Origin of the sequence: Pseudoflavonifractor sp. SW1122, assembly GCF_012027765.1 — a bacterium.
In the GTDB taxonomy this organism is placed as follows: domain Bacteria; phylum Bacillota; class Clostridia; order Oscillospirales; family Oscillospiraceae; genus Enterenecus; species Enterenecus faecium.
In genome coordinates this window covers 35570-52403 of the sequence record NZ_SJOS01000009.1, presented here as the reverse complement: position 1 = coordinate 52403, position 16834 = coordinate 35570, and the positions used below count along the sequence as shown (strand labels likewise).

The 16834-nt window shown below is 61.5% G+C and carries 9 protein-coding genes; 4 read left to right on the top strand and 5 right to left on the bottom strand.

Annotated elements, in window-relative coordinates; all coding sequences use genetic code 11:
• The first annotated feature begins 21 nt into the window (after positions 1–21).
• Entirely contained in the window at positions 22–4917 is a 4896-nt protein-coding gene (locus tag E0L15_RS03740) for a discoidin domain-containing protein (RefSeq protein ID WP_168124593.1), read from the top strand.
• 861 nt (positions 4918–5778) lie between these two features.
• On the opposite strand, the gene E0L15_RS03735 is transcribed toward E0L15_RS03740, so the two are convergent.
• Positions 5779–7161: a citrate/2-methylcitrate synthase gene (locus tag E0L15_RS03735; protein ID WP_243155372.1), complete on the bottom strand. Its 1383-nt coding sequence runs from the start codon at positions 7159–7161 to the stop codon at positions 5779–5781.
• A gap of 116 nt (positions 7162–7277) precedes the next feature.
• Here E0L15_RS03735 and spoIID point away from each other — a divergent pair, with 116 nt between their 5' ends.
• The gene (spoIID, locus tag E0L15_RS03730) at positions 7278–8315 is read left to right on the top strand and encodes a stage II sporulation protein D (RefSeq protein WP_347565970.1); all 1038 of its coding nucleotides are present in this window, start codon (positions 7278–7280) and stop codon (positions 8313–8315) included.
• 56 nt (positions 8316–8371) lie between these two features.
• On the opposite strand, the gene E0L15_RS03725 is transcribed toward spoIID, so the two are convergent.
• Both E0L15_RS03725 and E0L15_RS03720 read right to left on the bottom strand, forming a co-directional pair.
• Positions 8372–9805, bottom strand: a complete 1434-nt coding sequence (locus E0L15_RS03725; RefSeq protein ID WP_087234205.1) for a sucrose-specific PTS transporter subunit IIBC — start codon at positions 9803–9805, stop codon at positions 8372–8374.
• Positions 9802–11442 (bottom strand): alpha-glucosidase, encoded by a 1641-nt coding sequence (locus E0L15_RS03720; RefSeq protein WP_168124606.1) that lies wholly within the window; start codon positions 11440–11442, stop codon positions 9802–9804. Before E0L15_RS03720 ends, E0L15_RS03725 begins: the two co-directional genes overlap by 4 nt.
• Before the next feature lie 121 nt (positions 11443–11563).
• On the opposite strand from E0L15_RS03720, the gene E0L15_RS03715 reads away from it, so the two are divergent.
• Positions 11564–12439 (top strand): AraC family transcriptional regulator, encoded by an 876-nt coding sequence (locus E0L15_RS03715; protein WP_087234209.1) that lies wholly within the window; start codon positions 11564–11566, stop codon positions 12437–12439.
• A gap of 9 nt (positions 12440–12448) precedes the next feature.
• Here E0L15_RS03715 and E0L15_RS03710 read toward each other — a convergent pair whose 3' ends face one another.
• Positions 12449–14638: an alpha-galactosidase gene (locus tag E0L15_RS03710; RefSeq protein ID WP_168124592.1), complete on the bottom strand. Its 2190-nt coding sequence runs from the start codon at positions 14636–14638 to the stop codon at positions 12449–12451.
• Positions 14639–14784: 146 nt separating this feature from the next.
• Between E0L15_RS03710 and E0L15_RS03705 the strand changes: the two genes are divergently transcribed.
• The gene (locus E0L15_RS03705; RefSeq protein WP_168124591.1) at positions 14785–15729 is read left to right on the top strand and encodes an AraC family transcriptional regulator; all 945 of its coding nucleotides are present in this window, start codon (positions 14785–14787) and stop codon (positions 15727–15729) included.
• Here E0L15_RS03705 and E0L15_RS03700 read toward each other — a convergent pair.
• Complete coding sequence (locus E0L15_RS03700; protein WP_168124605.1) at positions 15677–16780, bottom strand: SLC13 family permease; 1104 nt, start codon at positions 16778–16780, stop codon at positions 15677–15679. The two genes, E0L15_RS03705 and E0L15_RS03700, sit on opposite strands and share 53 nt — an antisense overlap.
• Between the last annotated feature and the right edge of the window lie 54 nt (positions 16781–16834).

Genomic DNA, 16834 nt, shown 5'->3' with positions numbered 1-16834 from the left:
GAAGGGAAAGGAGAAAGCGCAATGAGACACTTGAGCAAACGACTCCTGGCACTGGCGCTCACCGCCGTGATGCTGTTGGGGATGGTCCCCGCCGTCACCACGGCCTCGGCCCAGAGCGGTACCGCCACCCAAAGCGGCACCAGCCAGGGCGGGAGAACCGTTCTGAACTTCAACAACGACTGGCGATTCTACGAAGGGGACTGGCCGGACGCCGACCAGGTAGACGCTGACGACAGCCAGTGGCTGTACGTCAACGCCCCCCACAGCACCATTCAGTACACCCCCGAGAACTACTACCATGAGGACCTGGGTGTGTTCTGGTATCGCAGACACTTCACCATGGACCCCGCCATGGAGGGTCAGCAGATCATCCTCACCTTTGAAGGTGCCATGCAGGAGGCCACTGTGTGGCTCAACGGCGAAGAGCTGGGCGTCCACCAGGGCGGCTACACCGAATTCGCCTTTGACATCTCCGACAAGGTGAAGTTTGACGGGGAGAACGTGCTGGCGGTGAAGCTGGACACCCGTCCCAACACCTCCTTCGCCCCCGGCAAGACCAACCCGGACTTCCAGTACTTCGGCGGCCTGTACCGGGACGTGTATGTCACTGTCACCGGGGACGTGCACATCACTGGCGCCATTGAGTCCGACACCGTGGCCGGTGGCGGCGTGTTCCTCACCTCTCCCAGCGTGGCCAAGGATTCCGCCACCGTCAATGCCAAGACTGAGGTGGAGAACAGCGGCTCTGCGGACGCTTCCGTGACCATGGTCACCGAGATCGTGGATGGGGACAGCGTGGTGGCCTCCAAGGAGGACACCCAGACCGTGGGTGCCGGGCAGAAGTACTCCTTCAGCCAGGACCTCACCGTGTCCAACCCCCGCCTGTGGTCGGTGGACACCCCTGAGCTGTACACTGTGCGCTCCACCCTGAAGCAGGATGGCACCGTCGTCGACACCGTGGAGACCACCTACGGCATCCGCAAGGTGGAGTGGAAGCGGGACGGCTGCTACATCAACGACGAGCGCGTGGAGCTGGTGGGTACCAACCTCCACTCCGAGACCTACATGCTGGGCAACGCCCAGAGCAACGACTCCATTGACGCTGAGGTCAAGCGCCTGAAGGAGTACGGCTTCAACTTCATCCGCATGAGCCACTACCCCCATGACCCCGCCTTCTACGAGGCCTGCGACCGCTACGGCGTGGCGGTGCTGGACTGCCTGGCGGGCTGGCAGTACTACAACGACTCTGACGCATTCAAAAACAACACCTACGATCAGATGCGGGACCAGATCCGGGTCAACCGCAACCACTGTTCCGTGGTGGCCTGGGAGCCCAGCCTCAACGAGAGCTCCTTCACCGCTGCCTGGGCCAAAAACATGCACAACCTGGTGAAGGAGGAGTACCCCGAGGTGGGCGACTCTACGGCCTACACCAGCGGCTGGATCAACTGGAACGTGTTTGACATCGGCGTGGGCACGCCCCAGGCCAACGTGGTAGGCGACGCCTCCAAGTATTCCAATAAGCCTGTCATCGTCAGCGAGTACGGCGACTGGAACTTCGGCGGCTTTGACTCCACCACCCGTGTCACCCGGGAGCCCAAGCACTACTCCGACGCCGAGGGCGGCGACAAGGGTATGCTCACCCAGTGTGACAACATCCAGTCCTCCTTTGCCTTCAACCGCGGCCAGTCCTGGTACGGCGCCACCGCCTACTGGGATTACGCCGACTACGCCGGATTTGACGTGGACAAGCTCACCTTCTGCGGCGTGGTAGACGTGGCCCGCATTGCCAAGCACGGCGCTTACTTCTTCCAGTCCCAGACCGACCCCAACCTGGATATGTCCAAGTACGGTCTGGACACCGGTGCCATGGTGTACATCGCCAACACCTGGGCCAGCGATTCCCCCGACCAGGTGCGGGTGTACTCCAACTGTGACGAGGTGGAGCTGTATCTGGACGACCAGCTCATCGCCCGTCAGACTCCTGACACCCAGATGTGGGCCCCCCACGGCGACACCGACAACCCCACCGGCTATCCCACGGCCGACTCCGGGGCCTACGTGTCCACCGAGAATCTGGCCCATCCCCCCTTCACCTTTGATCTCAGCGGCTACACCCCCGGCCAGGGCACCCTGAGAGCGCTGGCCTACCTCAACGGTGAGGCCGTGGAGACCTACATCCGTCAGGCCCCCGGCACCGCCTCCCAGATCACCCTCACCGCCGAGAACGACGAGGCCCTGAAGCTGGACGGCAGCACCGCCAAGCTGGTGTGGGTGGACGTGCGGGATGAAAACGGCACCGTGGTCAACACCGCCAACCACACCATCAACTTCACCACCGAGGGCCCCGGTTTTGTCATCGGCGAGAAGGTGGTCCAGGTGCGGGGCGGTCAGTGGGCCGTGTGGGTGCGCTCCACCCGTGGCGAGGGTGACATCACCCTGAAGGCTACCTGTGACGGGCTCACCGCCGCTACCCTCACCATTCCCACCCAGACCGTGGAGGGCCTGCCCGAAGTGCCCGAGGGCGGCGACGCCGACGAGACCGGCTTTGTGCATCCCGAGCCCCCCGCCGCTCCCGTGAACATCTTCCTGAACAAGACCGCCTCTGCCAGCTCCATCAACATCAACGCCCAGGGCGAGGAGAAGGCGGAGTGGGCCAACGACGGCGACACCTCCACCAAGTGGTGCGCCAAGAACCCCAGCCCCAGCGACCCCTTCGGCACCCACTGGTGGCAGGTGGATTTGGGCCGCAGCTACACCGTGGAGGAGATGGAGATCATCTTTGACGCTGCGGGCGACTGGAAGTTCCATGTGGCCGTGTCCGATGCCCCCAACTTTGAGGGCTACACCATCCCCGAGGACGGTATCCTCACCACCAGTGCCGACCGTGCCACTGTGACCGTGGGTCAGCAGGGCCGCTATGTGCGCATCTACCTCAACTGCCCCAAGAGCAACCTGTGGCCCTGCCTGCGTGAGGTCAGCGGCACCGGATATACCGACAACGTGGCTCTGGGCAAGACCGCCAAGGCCTCCTCTGGCTCCGACGTGGCGCTGGCCGTGGACGGCAACGTGGACACCTTCTGGAACTCCGGCGCCATGAGCCCCGCCTGGTATCAGGTGGACCTGGGCCAGGCCTACCAGCTCACTGGGGCCTCCCTCACCTTCGCTTGGGCCAATCCCGGCGACACCGGCGGAATCCCCATTCGCCACTCCTTCACCATCCAGGGCTCTCTGGACGGTACCACCTGGTATGACATGGCCACTTGGTCCGACATGGACCAGGGGGACAACAACCCCAACGTCACCGCCACCGTGGAGCTCAGCGGCGCTGCCCGCTACGTGAAGGTCAACAACCTGAAGGCCTACAAGGGCGGCACCTCCAACCAGTGGGCGGAGATCGCCGAGCTGGAAGTGTACGGCAAGGTTCTGGGCGAGGCCATCCGTCTGGACTACGGCGCTCCCACCTCTGCCACCTCTTCCGCTGAGGGCTCTGACCCCGCCTACGGCAACGACGGCGATCCCGCCAAGTACTGGATTCCCGCTGCGGACGACCAGGCTCCTGCCTGGCAGTTCGACTCCGAGGGCCTGTACAACATCGCCGCTGTGTCCCTGACCTGGAATAACGACGGCACCCACAAGTACGCCATCGACCTGTCCACCGATGGCCAGAACTGGACCACTGCTGTGGACCATCTGGCCAGTGGCGTGGCAGGAAGCACCACCAACGACGCCCTCAGCGGCCTGACCCGCTATGTGCGCATCCGCCTCACCGCTGGCACCACCAACGGTCTGTGGATCAACTCCACCGGCTTTGCCCTGGGCACCGCCCTGGAGGCCGTCTCTGTGGCCGACCAGCAGGGCGTGACCGCCGCCGTGGGCACTGCCTTTGATCAGCTGGGTCTGCCCAGCACCGTCCTGGCCACCCTGGACGGCGAGATTCAGACTTCCCTGGCTGTGACTTGGAATGGGGAGGGCTATGACCCCGCCTCCACCCAGGCTCAGACCATCACCGGCACCCTCACCGCCATCCCCGGCGTCACTGTGCCCGAGACCCTCACCGCCTCCGTCACCGTGACCCTGGAGGGCAGCGCTCAGGAGGCCAACAAGGTTCTGCTGCAAAAGACCTATGACTACGCCGTGACCCTGGACACCACCGGTGTGGTGCAGGCCGCTGTGGACGCCTTCCAGAAGGCCCTGGATGAGGCCAAGGCCGTGCTGGACAACCCCAACGCCACCCAGGAGCAGGTGAACACCGCTTGGGACAACCTGCTGGAGGGCATCTGGGCTCTGGGCCTGAAGCAGGGCGACAAGACCATGCTGGAGCTGCTCATCGCCCGGGCCGACGACATGGTGGCCAACGCCGACAAGTACGTGGAAGCCAACTGGCAGCAGCTGGTGGACGCTCTGGAGGCTGCTAAGACCGTGATGGAGGACGGCAACGCCCTGCAAAACGACGTGGATAAGGCTGCCGAGACTCTGCTGAATGCCATCCTGGCCCAGCGCTTCAAGGCGGACAAGTCCATCCTGGAGGACCTCATCGGCAAGGCCGAGGGCATGGACCTCTCCGGCTACACCGCCCAGTCCGTGGCAACCTTCCGCATGGCTCTGGCCAACGCCCAGGCCGTGATGGCGGACAACAGCCTCACTGAGGACGATCAGGCCAAGGTCAATGACGCTGTGGCTGCTCTCACCGCCGCCATGGATGGCCTCACCGCTGGTGGCGCTCCCGAGACCAGCGACAAGCCCGAGACCTCTCAGAAGCCTGAGAGCACCGACAAGCCTCAGACCACTGAGAAGCCCGAGAACGTGCCTCAGACCGGGGACAGCGCCCCTCTGACCCTGTCCACCCTGATGCTGGTGGGCTCCGCCCTGTGCGTGCTGGCCCTGGTGGTCAGCGCCAAGCGTCGCCGCAGCTAATCCCCAATCAAGTAAAAGTACGGTCAGCGAAAGCTGGCCGTGCTTTTTTGCTGTTTTTGACTTTCGATAGGAAAGTGCTGTCTTCTCCGATATCTCGGTTCAGGCTTGCCAGCCTGGCGGGGACGCTCCGCTGGGGTGACTTTCTGACTGGGCAGAAAGTCACCAAAGACCCACCAAAGGCGGGGCCTTCCCCCGCCTTGTGGAATCCACCCCGCGGTGCTGGGAGTCCCTGCGTCCTCCTCTTTTCGGCCCTGGGCCTGGTGGGGTTACATAGATGGCGTGGACATTCTGTCGAACGTGCCAGCTCCTCTGTGTGTTTGTTCCTCTACCGCCAGGGCCTTACCCTGGTGAGCCGCTGTTCCCAGCTATCGGGGGCCTGGCTCCCGGCGGCGGGAACGCCGCTTCTCCGGGGTAGGACCGGATGTGGAAACCACCTAGCTGTAGGGCCAGCTGGCCAGGGTGGCCTGGTGTGGTGGCAGAACTAGGCGTCACAGCAAGGGTAACGGGCCGAATATAGACATGACGCAGGTCCAGCCTCGTACCCCAGGGAGGTTCTTAGGGGGGAACGCCCTAAGTGGGTTTTGGTGCCTTTTGCCCGCTCAAAAGGCACCCCCAGCGGGAAGCGTCCCCACCAGGCTGGCAAGCCAGAGCTAGGCCACTTAGACCGTCAATCCCTCCGTCACGGCTACGCCGCGCCACCTCCCTTTACACAAGGGGGGCATTGGGCCTGGAAATCACTGAGGCCCAGCGGAGCGCGTCTCCCCTCGCCAGGGGAATAAGAATACGCCTGAGAAATCATTGCGCACACAAAAAAGAGCCAACACAGGCCCAAATGGTCTGTATTGGCTCTTATTTCTGTTCTTACCGATTTTCCAGGGGCACATAGTCCCGCATGGGACACACCGCCTTGTAGGCGGGACGAATGATGCGGCCGGAGGGGTTGTAGACCTCCTCCACCCGGTGGGCACACCAGCCCACAATGCGGGCGATGGCAAACAGGGGAGTGTACAGCTCGGGGGGAATGCCCATCATCTTGTACACCAGGCCGGAGTACAAGTCTACGTTGGCGCACATGACCTTGTTCTGGCCGGTGACCCGGTGGAAGACCTCGGGGGCCAGCTTTTCCACCCGTTCAAACAGCTCCAGCTCCTCCACAAAGCCCCGCTCTTCCGCCACTTCCCGGGCAAATCGTTTGAGCATCACGGCACGGGGGTCGGAGAGGGTGTAGATGGCGTGGCCCATGCCGTAGATGAGCCCCGAGCGGTCTCCCGCCTCTTTCTTCAGAATCTTCTCTAAGTAGGCGGCCACCTCGTCGTCGCTGGACCAGTCCTTCACGTCCCGCTCAATGTGGCCGAACATCTCCATGACCTTCTTGTTGGCGCCGCCGTGCCGGGGGCCTTTCAGAGAGCCTACGGCAGCGGCAATGGCGGAATAGATGTCCGTGCCGGAGGAGGAGAGGACACGGCAGGCAAAGGCGGAGTTGTTGCCGCCGCCGTGGTCCATGTGCAGCACCAGACACAAATCCAGCAGCCGGGCCTCGGCCTGGCTGAACTTCTTATCCGGGCGGATGGAGCACAGGAAGTTCTCCGCCACGCTCAGCCCATCCTGGGGCCGGTGGAGCACCAGGGACTCATTGTCGAAGTAGTGGCGCTTACAGGCGTAGGCGTGGGCCACAATGACGGGGAACCGGGCAATGAGCTGGATGGCCTGGAACAGCTCCACGTCCAGGTTGTTGTTGTCCGGGTCCGGGTCATAGGAGTATAGGGACAGGGTGGAGCGGGCCAGCTTGTTCATCAGGTTCCGACTGGGCCCCTTCAAAATCATGTCCTCGGTGAATCCGGGGGGCAGATTGCGGTAGTGGTTGAGCATGCCGCAGAAGGTGGACAGCTCCTCCTTGGAGGGCAGGGAGCCGAAGAGAAGCAGATAGGCGGTCTCCTCGTAGCCAAAGCGGCCCTCCTTCAAAAAGCCCTCAATGAGCTCACACACGTCAATGCCGCGGTAGATGAGCTGGCCGGGGGCGGGGACACGCTCGCCGTCCTGGAGGTAATAGCCCCGGACATTGGCGATGTTGGTGATGCCCGCCATGACACCGGTGCCGTCAGCGTTACGCAGCCCCCGCTTTACCCCGTACTTCTCATACAGAGAGGCAGGGATTTGGTGCTGAGGAGCATACTCGCTGCATATATGTTGAAGGAAGGACAGGGAACGTCCATCCATGAGGTCGAAGGAATTGATGGAATACATGGTGCACCTCCTAAATCGCCGGGGGGTGGAAGGACCCGGAATGGGCCTCGGGCGGTTTCTATTCAGTATAGCGTATTAAAGTGCAACAGTCAAGACGAAACGAGGAGGAGAGGCACGTGGGACGATGGCCCATTGACCGGGAGGCCACCCGGATTTTTGCCGCAGGAGTGCTGATGGGGGTCGCAACCCTGTTTTTATTTCCACTTTTGGCCCTGGGACAGGCTGAGGGAGAACAGGGCCTGTTGGAGACCCTGCCCGCCAATCCCACCCCGGTGGTGTCCCAGACCGCCCAGGCAGACCAGACCTGGGACAACCGCCAGAAGGTCCGGGTGCTGGTGGGGGAGGGGAAGGTAGAGGAGATGACCATGGCCGACTACCTGTGGCGGGTGGTGGCCGCCGAGATGCCTGCCTCCTTTGAGCCCCAGGCTCTGCGGGCCCAGGCGGTGTGCGCCCGCACCTACTCCCTGTGGAAGATGGGGGCCAACGCCCATAAGGATCAGGAGGCGGACATCTGCGCCGACTCCGGGTGCTGTCAGGCCTACATAGATCCCCAGAAGGCCAAAGAGAATTGGAACGACAACGCCCAGAGCTACACCGAGAAGATCACCCAGGCGGTGTCTGACACCGCGGGCCAGGTGATGACCTACGACGGCAAGCCCATACAGGCGGTGTTCTTCTCCTCCTCCACCGCCTCCACTGAGGACGCCCAGGCGGTGTGGGGCAACAGCCTGCCCTACCTGGTGTCGGTGTCCAGCCCCGAGGGGGAGGAGGTGCCCAACTACTACTCCACCGTCACCCTCACCCGGGAGGAGGTGGAGAAGAAGGTGAAGGAGGCCTACCCCGATGCCGACCTGTCCGGGGACCCGGCGGGGTGGCTGTCGGGGATGACCCTCACCGCCTCCGGACGGGTAGGGAGCATGAAGGTGGGGGGCGTGGAGCTGTCCGGAGGTGCGGTGCGCACCCTGTTCGGCCTGCGTTCCGCCTGCTTCCAGGTCACCTATCAGGAGAACAAATTCACCTTTTCCGTCACCGGGTACGGCCACGGGGTGGGCATGAGCCAGTACGGGGCCAACGCCATGGCCGCCCAGGGGAGCAGCTGGCAGGACATTTTGACCCACTACTACACCGGGGTGACCCTTGAGGCGAAAAGCTGAAAATAGCCTGTTGCAACCACAGCAACAGGCTATTTCCATAGGAGAGAGAGGGAAGATTATTCCTCTGCGGCTTTGTTGAAGCGAGAGGACTTGGACATGATCAGGGTGATGATAAAGGCGGACACCAGGGAGATGAGCACGCCGATGATGCAGTTGACCATGCACTGGGGCAGCACGCAGATGAAGCCGATGAGGCCAGCGGCGCCCGGAGAGATATTGACCACGTTGGTCAGGGTGACGTAGGCGCAGCCCAGGGCAGAGCCCAGCATGGCGCTGTAGAAGGGGTAGCGCAGTTTGAGGTTGACGGCGAACATGGCAGGCTCAGTGATGCCCAGCAGAGCGGACACGCCAGCGGTACCGGCCATGCTCTTGAGCTTTTTGTCCCGGGAGCGCAGCATCACACACAGAGCTGCGCCGCCCTGGGCCACGTTGTTGCAGCAGGCAATGCCCATCAGGAAGGAGCCGCCAGCGGCGATGAGCTGGATTTCAATGGGCAGCAGGCTGTGGTGCATGCCGGTGAGGGTGAGGGGGGCGTACAGCAGACCGAAAATCATGCCGCCTACTACGCCCAGGGTGTCGTGGAGCCACAGCAGGCCGGTGGTGAGCAGGTCGCCGGCGGTGCGCATGATGCCACCCACCACGGTGAAGGTGAGAAAGCCGGTGATCAGGATGGTCAGCATGGGGGTGAGCAGGTTGTCCAGGGCCTCGGGAATGACCTTGTGCAGCCGCTTCTCGATCCAAGCCAGGATGAAGGAGGCGGCCAACACCGGCAGGACGGTACCCTGATAGCCCACCTTCTCGATGGCCAGACCGAAGATGTTCCAATAGGGGATGGTGCCCTCGGTGACGGCGGTACCATAGCTGTAGGCGTTGAGCAGGTCACCGGAGACCATGATCATGCCCATGACAGCGCCCAGATAGGGGTTGCCGCCAAACATTTTAGTGGCGGAGAAGCCAATCAGGATGGGCAGGAAGGCGTAAGCTGCACTGGCGAAGGTATTGATCATGGAGGCCACATCGGCCAGGTTGGGGTAGGCCTGGACCAGAGACTGGTCGGGGAAGAACAGGCCGGTGGCGGTGAGCACGTTGTTCAGGCCCATGAGCAGACCGCTGGCCACCAGGGCGGGAATCAGGGGGACAAACACGTCGGACAGAGCCTTGATGAGCCGCTGCACCGGGTTCATTTTCTGGTCAGCGTCCTTTTTGACCTCGCTTTTGCTGGCCTCAGACAGCTGCGCCTCCTGGATGAAGCGCTTGTACACCTCGTCCACGGTGCCGCTGCCGATGATGACCTGGAACTGTCCGCCGCTGGCAAACTGGCCCTTCACCAAATCCAGCTTGAGGATCTCTTCCACGTTGGCTTTGCTTTCGTCTTTCAGCACCAGGCGCAGACGGGTGGCGCAGTGGGCTGCGCTGACAATGTTCTCTTTGCCGCCTACCAATTCCAGCAGCTGTTGCGCTGTGGACAGGTAGCTCTCTTCCTTGGTCATAGGGATTCCTCACTTTCTCGTATTTGATATATCGCCGCCTCATAGGGGCGGAGAGATACATGGGTTAAATCCCGGAGTTCCGGCTGGGAGTAGTTGGACAAAATGGCCTTGCCCTGTCCGGGGTAGGAGAAGGATGCGGTGGTCTGGTGGAAGTTGCACAGGATGAGCCAAGTCTCTCCCTGCCAACGGCGCAGGTAAGCGTACACGTCCGGGTCCTGGGGGCAGAGCAGTTCATAGCTGCCCTGGGTGAGGATGGGGGCGTGTTTGCGCAGAGCCACCAGCTTTTGATAGTAATAGAAGATGGAATCGGGGTCATCCAGAGCTTGTTGGGCGTTGATGTGGGTGTAATTGGGGTTGACCGGGAACCAGGGGGTGCCGATGGTAAACCCGGCCTGGGGCTCCTGGGACCACTGCATGGGGGTGCGGGCATTGTCCCGGGCCTTGGCCCGCAGAGAGGTGAGAATCTCCTCTTCGGAGAAACCCGCTGCCCGCCGCTCCCGGCAGATGTTGCGGCTTTCAATGTCGGTGAAATCATCGGGGGAGGCAAAGGGCATGTTGGTCATACCCAGCTCTTCCCCCTGATAGATGTAAGGGGTGCCCTTCATGCCGTGGAGCACCGTGGCCAGCATTTTGGCCGATTCCACCCGGTATGCCCCGTCGTTACCCCAGCGGGAGACGATGCGGGGCAGGTCATGGTTGCTCCAAAACAGGCTGTTCCAGCCATGGCCGTCCAATTCCTTTTGCCACTTGGTGAACACCGCCTTCAAATCGGGCAGTTCCAGGGGCTTGAGGTCCCAGCGGTGGCCTCCGGGCTGCTTGTCCAGCTGAATCTGCTCAAATTGGAAGATCATGCTCAGCTCGTGGCGGTCCGGGTCGGAGTAGAGCCGTCCGATGTCCGGGGTGGCGCCCCAGCACTCGCCCACCGTCAGTAGGTCGTGTTTGCCGAAGGTCTCCCGGTTCATCTCCTGGAGATATTCGTGGAGCTTGGGGCCGTTTTCCCGGATACCCCGGTCCGGGTCCTTGCCGATGAGGTCGATGACATCCATGCGGAACCCGCCGATGCCCAGGTCGATCCAGAAATTCATCATCTTCCAAATCTCCTGACGCAGCCGGGGATTGCTCCAGTTGAGATCCGGTTGCTTTTTACCGTAAAAATGAAGGTAATATTCCTGGGTCTCCGGGTCGTACTCCCAGGCGCTGCCCCCAAAGTTGGAGGATAAATCGTTGGGAGGGCCGCCGTCCTTCCCAGGCCGCCAGATGTAAAAGTCCCGGTAGGGGTTGGTCTTGCTGCTGCGGGACTGCTGAAACCAGGTGTGCTCGTCGGAGGTATGGTTGACCACCAGGTCCATAATGACCCGCATACCCCGTTGGTTGCACTCATCCAGCAGCTGTTTCATGTCCTCCATGGTGCCGTATTCGGGCTGAATGTTGTAGTAGTCGGAGATGTCATATCCGTTGTCTGCGTTGGGAGAGCAGTACACGGGACTCAGCCACAGTACGTCCACCCCCAGTTGTTCCAAATACCACAATTTTGACCGAATGCCGTTGAGGTCACCCACACCGTCCCCGTTGCTGTCACAGAAGCTACGGGGGTAAATCTGATAGACGACACTGTTTTTCCACCAGTTCTGTTCCAAATTCATCCCGCTCTCTTGTTGAATTTTTGTGAACATAGTATAATATAAGGAGCCTGGCAATACTTCCACAATATTGCCTGAAAATAACACAATATTTCGATTATAAAGGGAGGGCTCACCCATGTCCGTGGATCTTCAGGAAAAACAAACCCATGGCACCACCTTTTATCCTCTCCACGTCTACTCCCACCACGATAAGGACGGCTTTTACAGTGTGGCCACCCACTGGCACGAGGAGTTGGAGTGGATTTATGCGGAAGTGGGGGTGCTGGAGTTGATGGTGCACGGAAAACCCTATACCTTGCAGGCGGGGGAGTTCTGCTTTGTCAATGCCGAGGAGCTCCACGAGATTCGTTCGGAAGGGGAGTCGCTGCACCATGCCATCGTGTTTCGGGCAGAGTTTCTGGATTTTGAGCGGTACGACACCTGTGAGCACCAGTTTATCCGGCCCATCACCAACCGAACCCTGGCCTTCCCCACCCTGTCCCGGGATTTGCCCCAGGAGACCCGGGAGAAGGTGGGGCAGTGCCTGCGGGAGGTCATCACCTGCTACCATGGCAAGCCCCCGTGCTACGCCCTGCACATCAAGATTTTGATTTTCCAGGTGCTGGAGCTGCTGTATCAGGCCCAGGCCTTCACCGATGTGGCCCACTCCACCCGGGAAGAGGAGACCTGGACCAAGCTCAAGCGGGTCATGCGCTACATGAAGGACAATCATGCCCAACCGCTGACGTTGCAGGAGCTGGCCCAGCAGGCGTATTTGAGCCCGGCGTACTTCTGCCATTTTTTCCACAAGGCCACGGGAATGTCCCCCATCGCCTTTTTAAACAGTTATCGCATCCAGCGGGCGGCTCAGATGCTGGCTGAGCAGGACACCTCCATTGGTCAAATCGCCATGGAGGTGGGCTTTGACAACCAGAGCTACTTCATCCGGAAATTCCGGGAGTATAAGCGGGTGTCGCCCCGGGAATACCGCCGCCAAGTGCGGCAGAGCTGAGGGGACAGGTTATCCCTCCACCTTTTGGAATATGGAGATGACGCTGACAAAGTCTTGGCGCACGGGGGCATCGCTGAGCCCGGCGTACATCAGCTCATCCCCGCCAAAACACACCCCGTCGGCCTGTCTGCGGTAGGTGGCTTCGGGGTCCAGACCTTGCAGATGTACCACGGTGGTGCGCCGCAGGGGGTCGGCCAGCACCCGGTACTGGCAGCACACCACGGTGTTGCCATCCTGAGAGACCACGTTCCACCCACTGTCGTTGTGTCGCTGGGGGCTGAGCAGACGGTAAAAGGTACCGTGCTGTACCGTCTCCCGCAGGGCCTTGTAGGTGCGAATCTGCTCTTTTACCTCCGCCTGCTCCTCCGGGGTCAGGGTACGAATATCCATTTCATAGCCCAGGTTGCCTCCCAGAGCCGCAGCAAAGCGGGTTTGCAGGGAGGTCACCCGCCCGGTCTGATGGTTGGGCACGGCGGACACATGGCAGCCCATGGTGACGGGGGGGAAGAGTAGGCTGGTGCCCCACTGAATCTGGAGCCGACACACTGCGTCGGTGTTGTCGCTGGTCCAGGTCTGGGGCATGTAGTGGAGCATCCCGGCGTCAAACCGTCCGCCGCCGCTGGAACAGCCCTCAAAGAGCACCTGGGGGAAGCGCTGGTTCAGCTGCTCCAGCACCCGGTACAGGCCCAGCATGTATCGGTGGGACAGCTCCCGCTGCCGCCTGGCGGGCAGCCAGGCCGAGCCCAGGTCGGTGATGTGTCGGTTCATATCCCACTTGACGTAGCTGGCGCCGGTCTCGGTCAGCACCGCCGACACCGCTTCCACCAGGTAGTCCTGCACGGCGGGGTTGGACAGGTCCAGCACCAGCTGGGAGCGGCTGAGCACCGGGTCATAGTAGGGGCTGCGGATGACCCAATCCGGGTGGCTGCGGTACAAATCGCTGTCATAGCTCACCATTTCCGGCTCAAACCAGATGCCAAACTCCACCCCGGCCTCCCGCACGCCTTGGGCCAGGCGGCCCAGACCGTGGGGGAATTTCACCGGGTCTGCCACCCAGTCGCCCAGGGCCCGGCGGTCATCCATCCGGTTTTTGAACCAGCCGTCGTCCAGCACAAACAGCTCCATGCCCAGTTGGGCCGCCTGTTTGGCCAGGGAGAGGCACTTTTCCTCGTCAATGGAGAAGGTAAAGGCCTCCCAGCTGTTGAGCAGGATGGGGCGCACCCGGTCCCGCCAGGGGCCCCGGCACAGCCGTTGGGCGTACAGCCGGTGGAAGGTGTGCGACATGCCGTTGAGGCCCTGCTGGGAGTAGACCAGCACGCACTCGGGGGAGACAAACCGCTGCCCCGGCTCCAGGTTCCAGCCGAAGGTCAGGGGATTCATCCCCATCTGCACCCGCACGCCGCCGTATTGGCCCATCTGTACCACACCTTGGAAGTCCCCGCTGTAGACGAAGTTCACCGCCCATACCCGGCCATGGGTCTCGTCGGTCTGGGGGTCGGTGAGCACCACGCAGGGGGTCTGCTGGGGGCTGCTGGCCCCCCGGCAGCTGTCCAACACCACGGAGTCGGCGGTGAGGGGGCGGCGGCTGACCACTTTCTCCATCAGATGGGAGCCGGACAGGGTGAGCAAGTCGTAGTTGTTCCCAGGCAGGTCCAGGCTCATGGCCATCAACCGCTCCAGCCACAGGGCTTCCCTCCCGCCGTTTACCACCTCCACATGGCGGCAAATGGCATCCAAATCCCGGAAGATGGTGTAAAACAGCTGGATTTGCGCCCCGGTGTGGGCATCCGCCAGACGCACCACCAGGGTCTGGGCCTCCTGTGGCTGCTCCACATAGGTGGCGGGCAGGCCAGGAAGGGGCGGTTTGCCCGGCAAAATCTCATATCCCTGGTATAAAAAGCGGGTCACCCGCCGACCGTCGGCGGTCTCAACGGCATAGGCCGGGGAGCGGAAGTCGCCCTGATTCATGCCGGGATACTCCTGGGGCAGGGTGTCCAGGGAGAAGCGCTTGTCCTGGGAATCCGGGTTGGAGCAAAAGCCCCGGTCAAAATAGGCGGGGCGGGCGCTGCCCTGGCAGCGGCGGAGATGGCGGCCAAAATATCGGCTCTCCAGATACCCCTCCTTGACCACACCAAAACAGTAGGTGATGCGACCATTGTCCAGGTAAAATGCATTTTCTTGTGCATCGAATCGAATCATAGTTGGTTCACCTTCTTCTAAAATCATATTATATTCTTATTTTTCTGTTGGTAAATGGTAAGAGCGTGGTTATGATGGTAAAATATTGACATAACAAGTTCCCTGTGCCACAATGGGGACACGCCATCATACAGGAGGGGATGACCATGTATCCACTGCAACACAAATCCATAGGCTTTCGCTTTTCCTCCGACCTGTCTCTGCTCACCCTGCGTGGAATGGGGCTGCAGCGGGTGGACAGCCACAGCTATTGCTGGGACAACCGGGAGCGGCGGGACGAACACTGCCTCATCCAGTTTTGCGTGGAGGGGGAGGGGACCGTGGTGGTGGATGAGATGGAGTATCCCGTCCGCCCTGGGGAGGCCTTTTTGGTGGATATCCCCGGAAACAACCGGTATTTTTTGCCCCAACATGCCAGCAATTGGGAGTTTTTCTTCTTTGAGTTCAGTAAGGAGTGCCTGCCCTTGCTGCGCAGTCTGTACGGCCACACCGGCCCGGTGGTGTGGGTGGGGCTGGATACCCCTCTGGCCCGGCAGATGGAGCAGCTGTACTGCTACGGTGTGGAACAGGGCATGGGCACCCAGTACGAAAATTCCCGCCTGGCCTATGAGCTTTGGATGAACCTCATGGAGTGCGCCCTGGCAGGAGCCAAGGAGGAGCGGTCCAAGGTGGATGAGGCCAGGGCCTACATCGACCAGCACTACGCCCAGGAGAGTCTGAATCTGGACGAGATTGCCCAGCATGTGGGGCTGTCCAAGTACTATCTGTGCAAGGAGTTTCACCGCACCTTTGGTACCACGCCGGGGAAATACATCCGGGAGGTGCGCATTGCCAAGGCCTGTGCGCTGCTGTTGACCCATCAGGATTGCACCATGGAGGAAATCGCCCACCGGGTGGGATACGCCAACAACAACTACTTTGGGAAGGTATTTCGGGCAGAAAAAGGACTGCCCCCTGATCAATACAAGAGGCAGTCCTCGCATTATGATATGGTTCGTACCGTGTACCACCGCCCCAAGCTCAGGGCGGAAGGGGGCATCAGCCCAGAATCAGCCACAGCACCAGCAGCACCGCCAAAAACGCCACATTGAGGGCGGTGAACTGGCCCAGGTATTTCCCCTTCTTCTCGGGGAAGGTGCGGGCGATGTATTTATAGGAGATGAGGCTGGCCATGGAGGCGATGAGGGTACCCAAACCGCCCAGGTTCACACCCAGCAGCAGCCCAGCACCGTTGCCCGTGAATCCGGACAGGAGCAGGGCGGCGGGGACGTTGGAAATAATCTGGCTGGCTACCACGCCGCACAGCACCTCCTGGCCCTGGATGAGGGATTGGAAGAGGGAGGTGAGGGCGGGGATGCGGCCCAGGTTGCCCACAAAGAGGAAGAAGCCCACAAAGGTGGCCAGCAGGGCGTAGTCCACGTGGAGCAGCACCTGTTTGTCTGCCATCAGCACCACGATCAGCACCAGAGGGCACAGCACGTACAGGGGCACCGCCTTGGCCACGCCACCCAGACACAGGGCGAAGAGCACCCCGTAGGCGGCCACCCGGGCCCCGGACAGGGGCGGCACCTCCCCGGACACCTGGGGCACCTCCAGAGACTGGGAGGGGCGTACCATCAAAAACACCGCCAGCAGCACGAGACAGGCTCCGGCGTAGGGGAGCACCGTGGCGAAAAAGGACCCCAGGTCCATCTCATAGCAGGAGTACAGGTACAGGTTTTGGGGGTTGCCGATGGGGGTGGCCATGCTGCCCAGGTTGGCGGCGATGGTCTGCATCACCACCACCGGCACCACCCGCTGGGTCTGGCCTGCCAGTGAGAGCACCTCCAGGGCGAAGGGGACAAAGGTGATGAGGGCCACGTCATTGGTCACCGCCATGCTCACAAAGAAGGGCAATAGGATGAGCACCCCTTCCAGCTGCCGGGTGGTGTGAGTGCGCTCCAGCATGGCCCGGCCCAGGCGGAAGAAGAGGCCTTGACGCTGGAGTCCCCCCATCACTGCCATGAGGGCAAAGAGCATCCCCAGGGTGTGCAGGTCCACATAGTCGATATATTGGGCATCGGGGGGGACGAGAACAGCGGTAACCAGGGCCAAGACCCAGGCCACACACAGCACCGTCTCCCCACGCAGCCATTGCAGCATTCGCTTCACAGTCAAACACGCTCCTTTTTGCGTCTGACATGGTAGCACAGGCGG

Excerpts from the sequence above, each read along its gene's own strand:
- E0L15_RS03740 (WP_168124593.1), top strand. The coding sequence starts at position 22 with ATGAGACACTTGAGCAAACGACTCCTGGCACTGGCGCTCACCGCCGTG.
- E0L15_RS03735 (WP_243155372.1), bottom strand. The coding sequence starts at position 7,161 with ATGTATTCCATCAATTCCTTCGACCTCATGGATGGACGTTCCCTGTCC.
- E0L15_RS03725 (WP_087234205.1), bottom strand. The coding sequence starts at position 9,805 with ATGACCAAGGAAGAGAGCTACCTGTCCACAGCGCAACAGCTGCTGGAA.
- E0L15_RS03715 (WP_087234209.1), top strand. The coding sequence starts at position 11,564 with ATGTCCGTGGATCTTCAGGAAAAACAAACCCATGGCACCACCTTTTAT.
- E0L15_RS03710 (WP_168124592.1), bottom strand. The coding sequence starts at position 14,638 with ATGATTCGATTCGATGCACAAGAAAATGCATTTTACCTGGACAATGGT.
- E0L15_RS03705 (WP_168124591.1), top strand. The coding sequence starts at position 14,785 with ATGTATCCACTGCAACACAAATCCATAGGCTTTCGCTTTTCCTCCGAC.
- E0L15_RS03700 (WP_168124605.1), bottom strand. The coding sequence starts at position 16,780 with ATGCTGCAATGGCTGCGTGGGGAGACGGTGCTGTGTGTGGCCTGGGTC.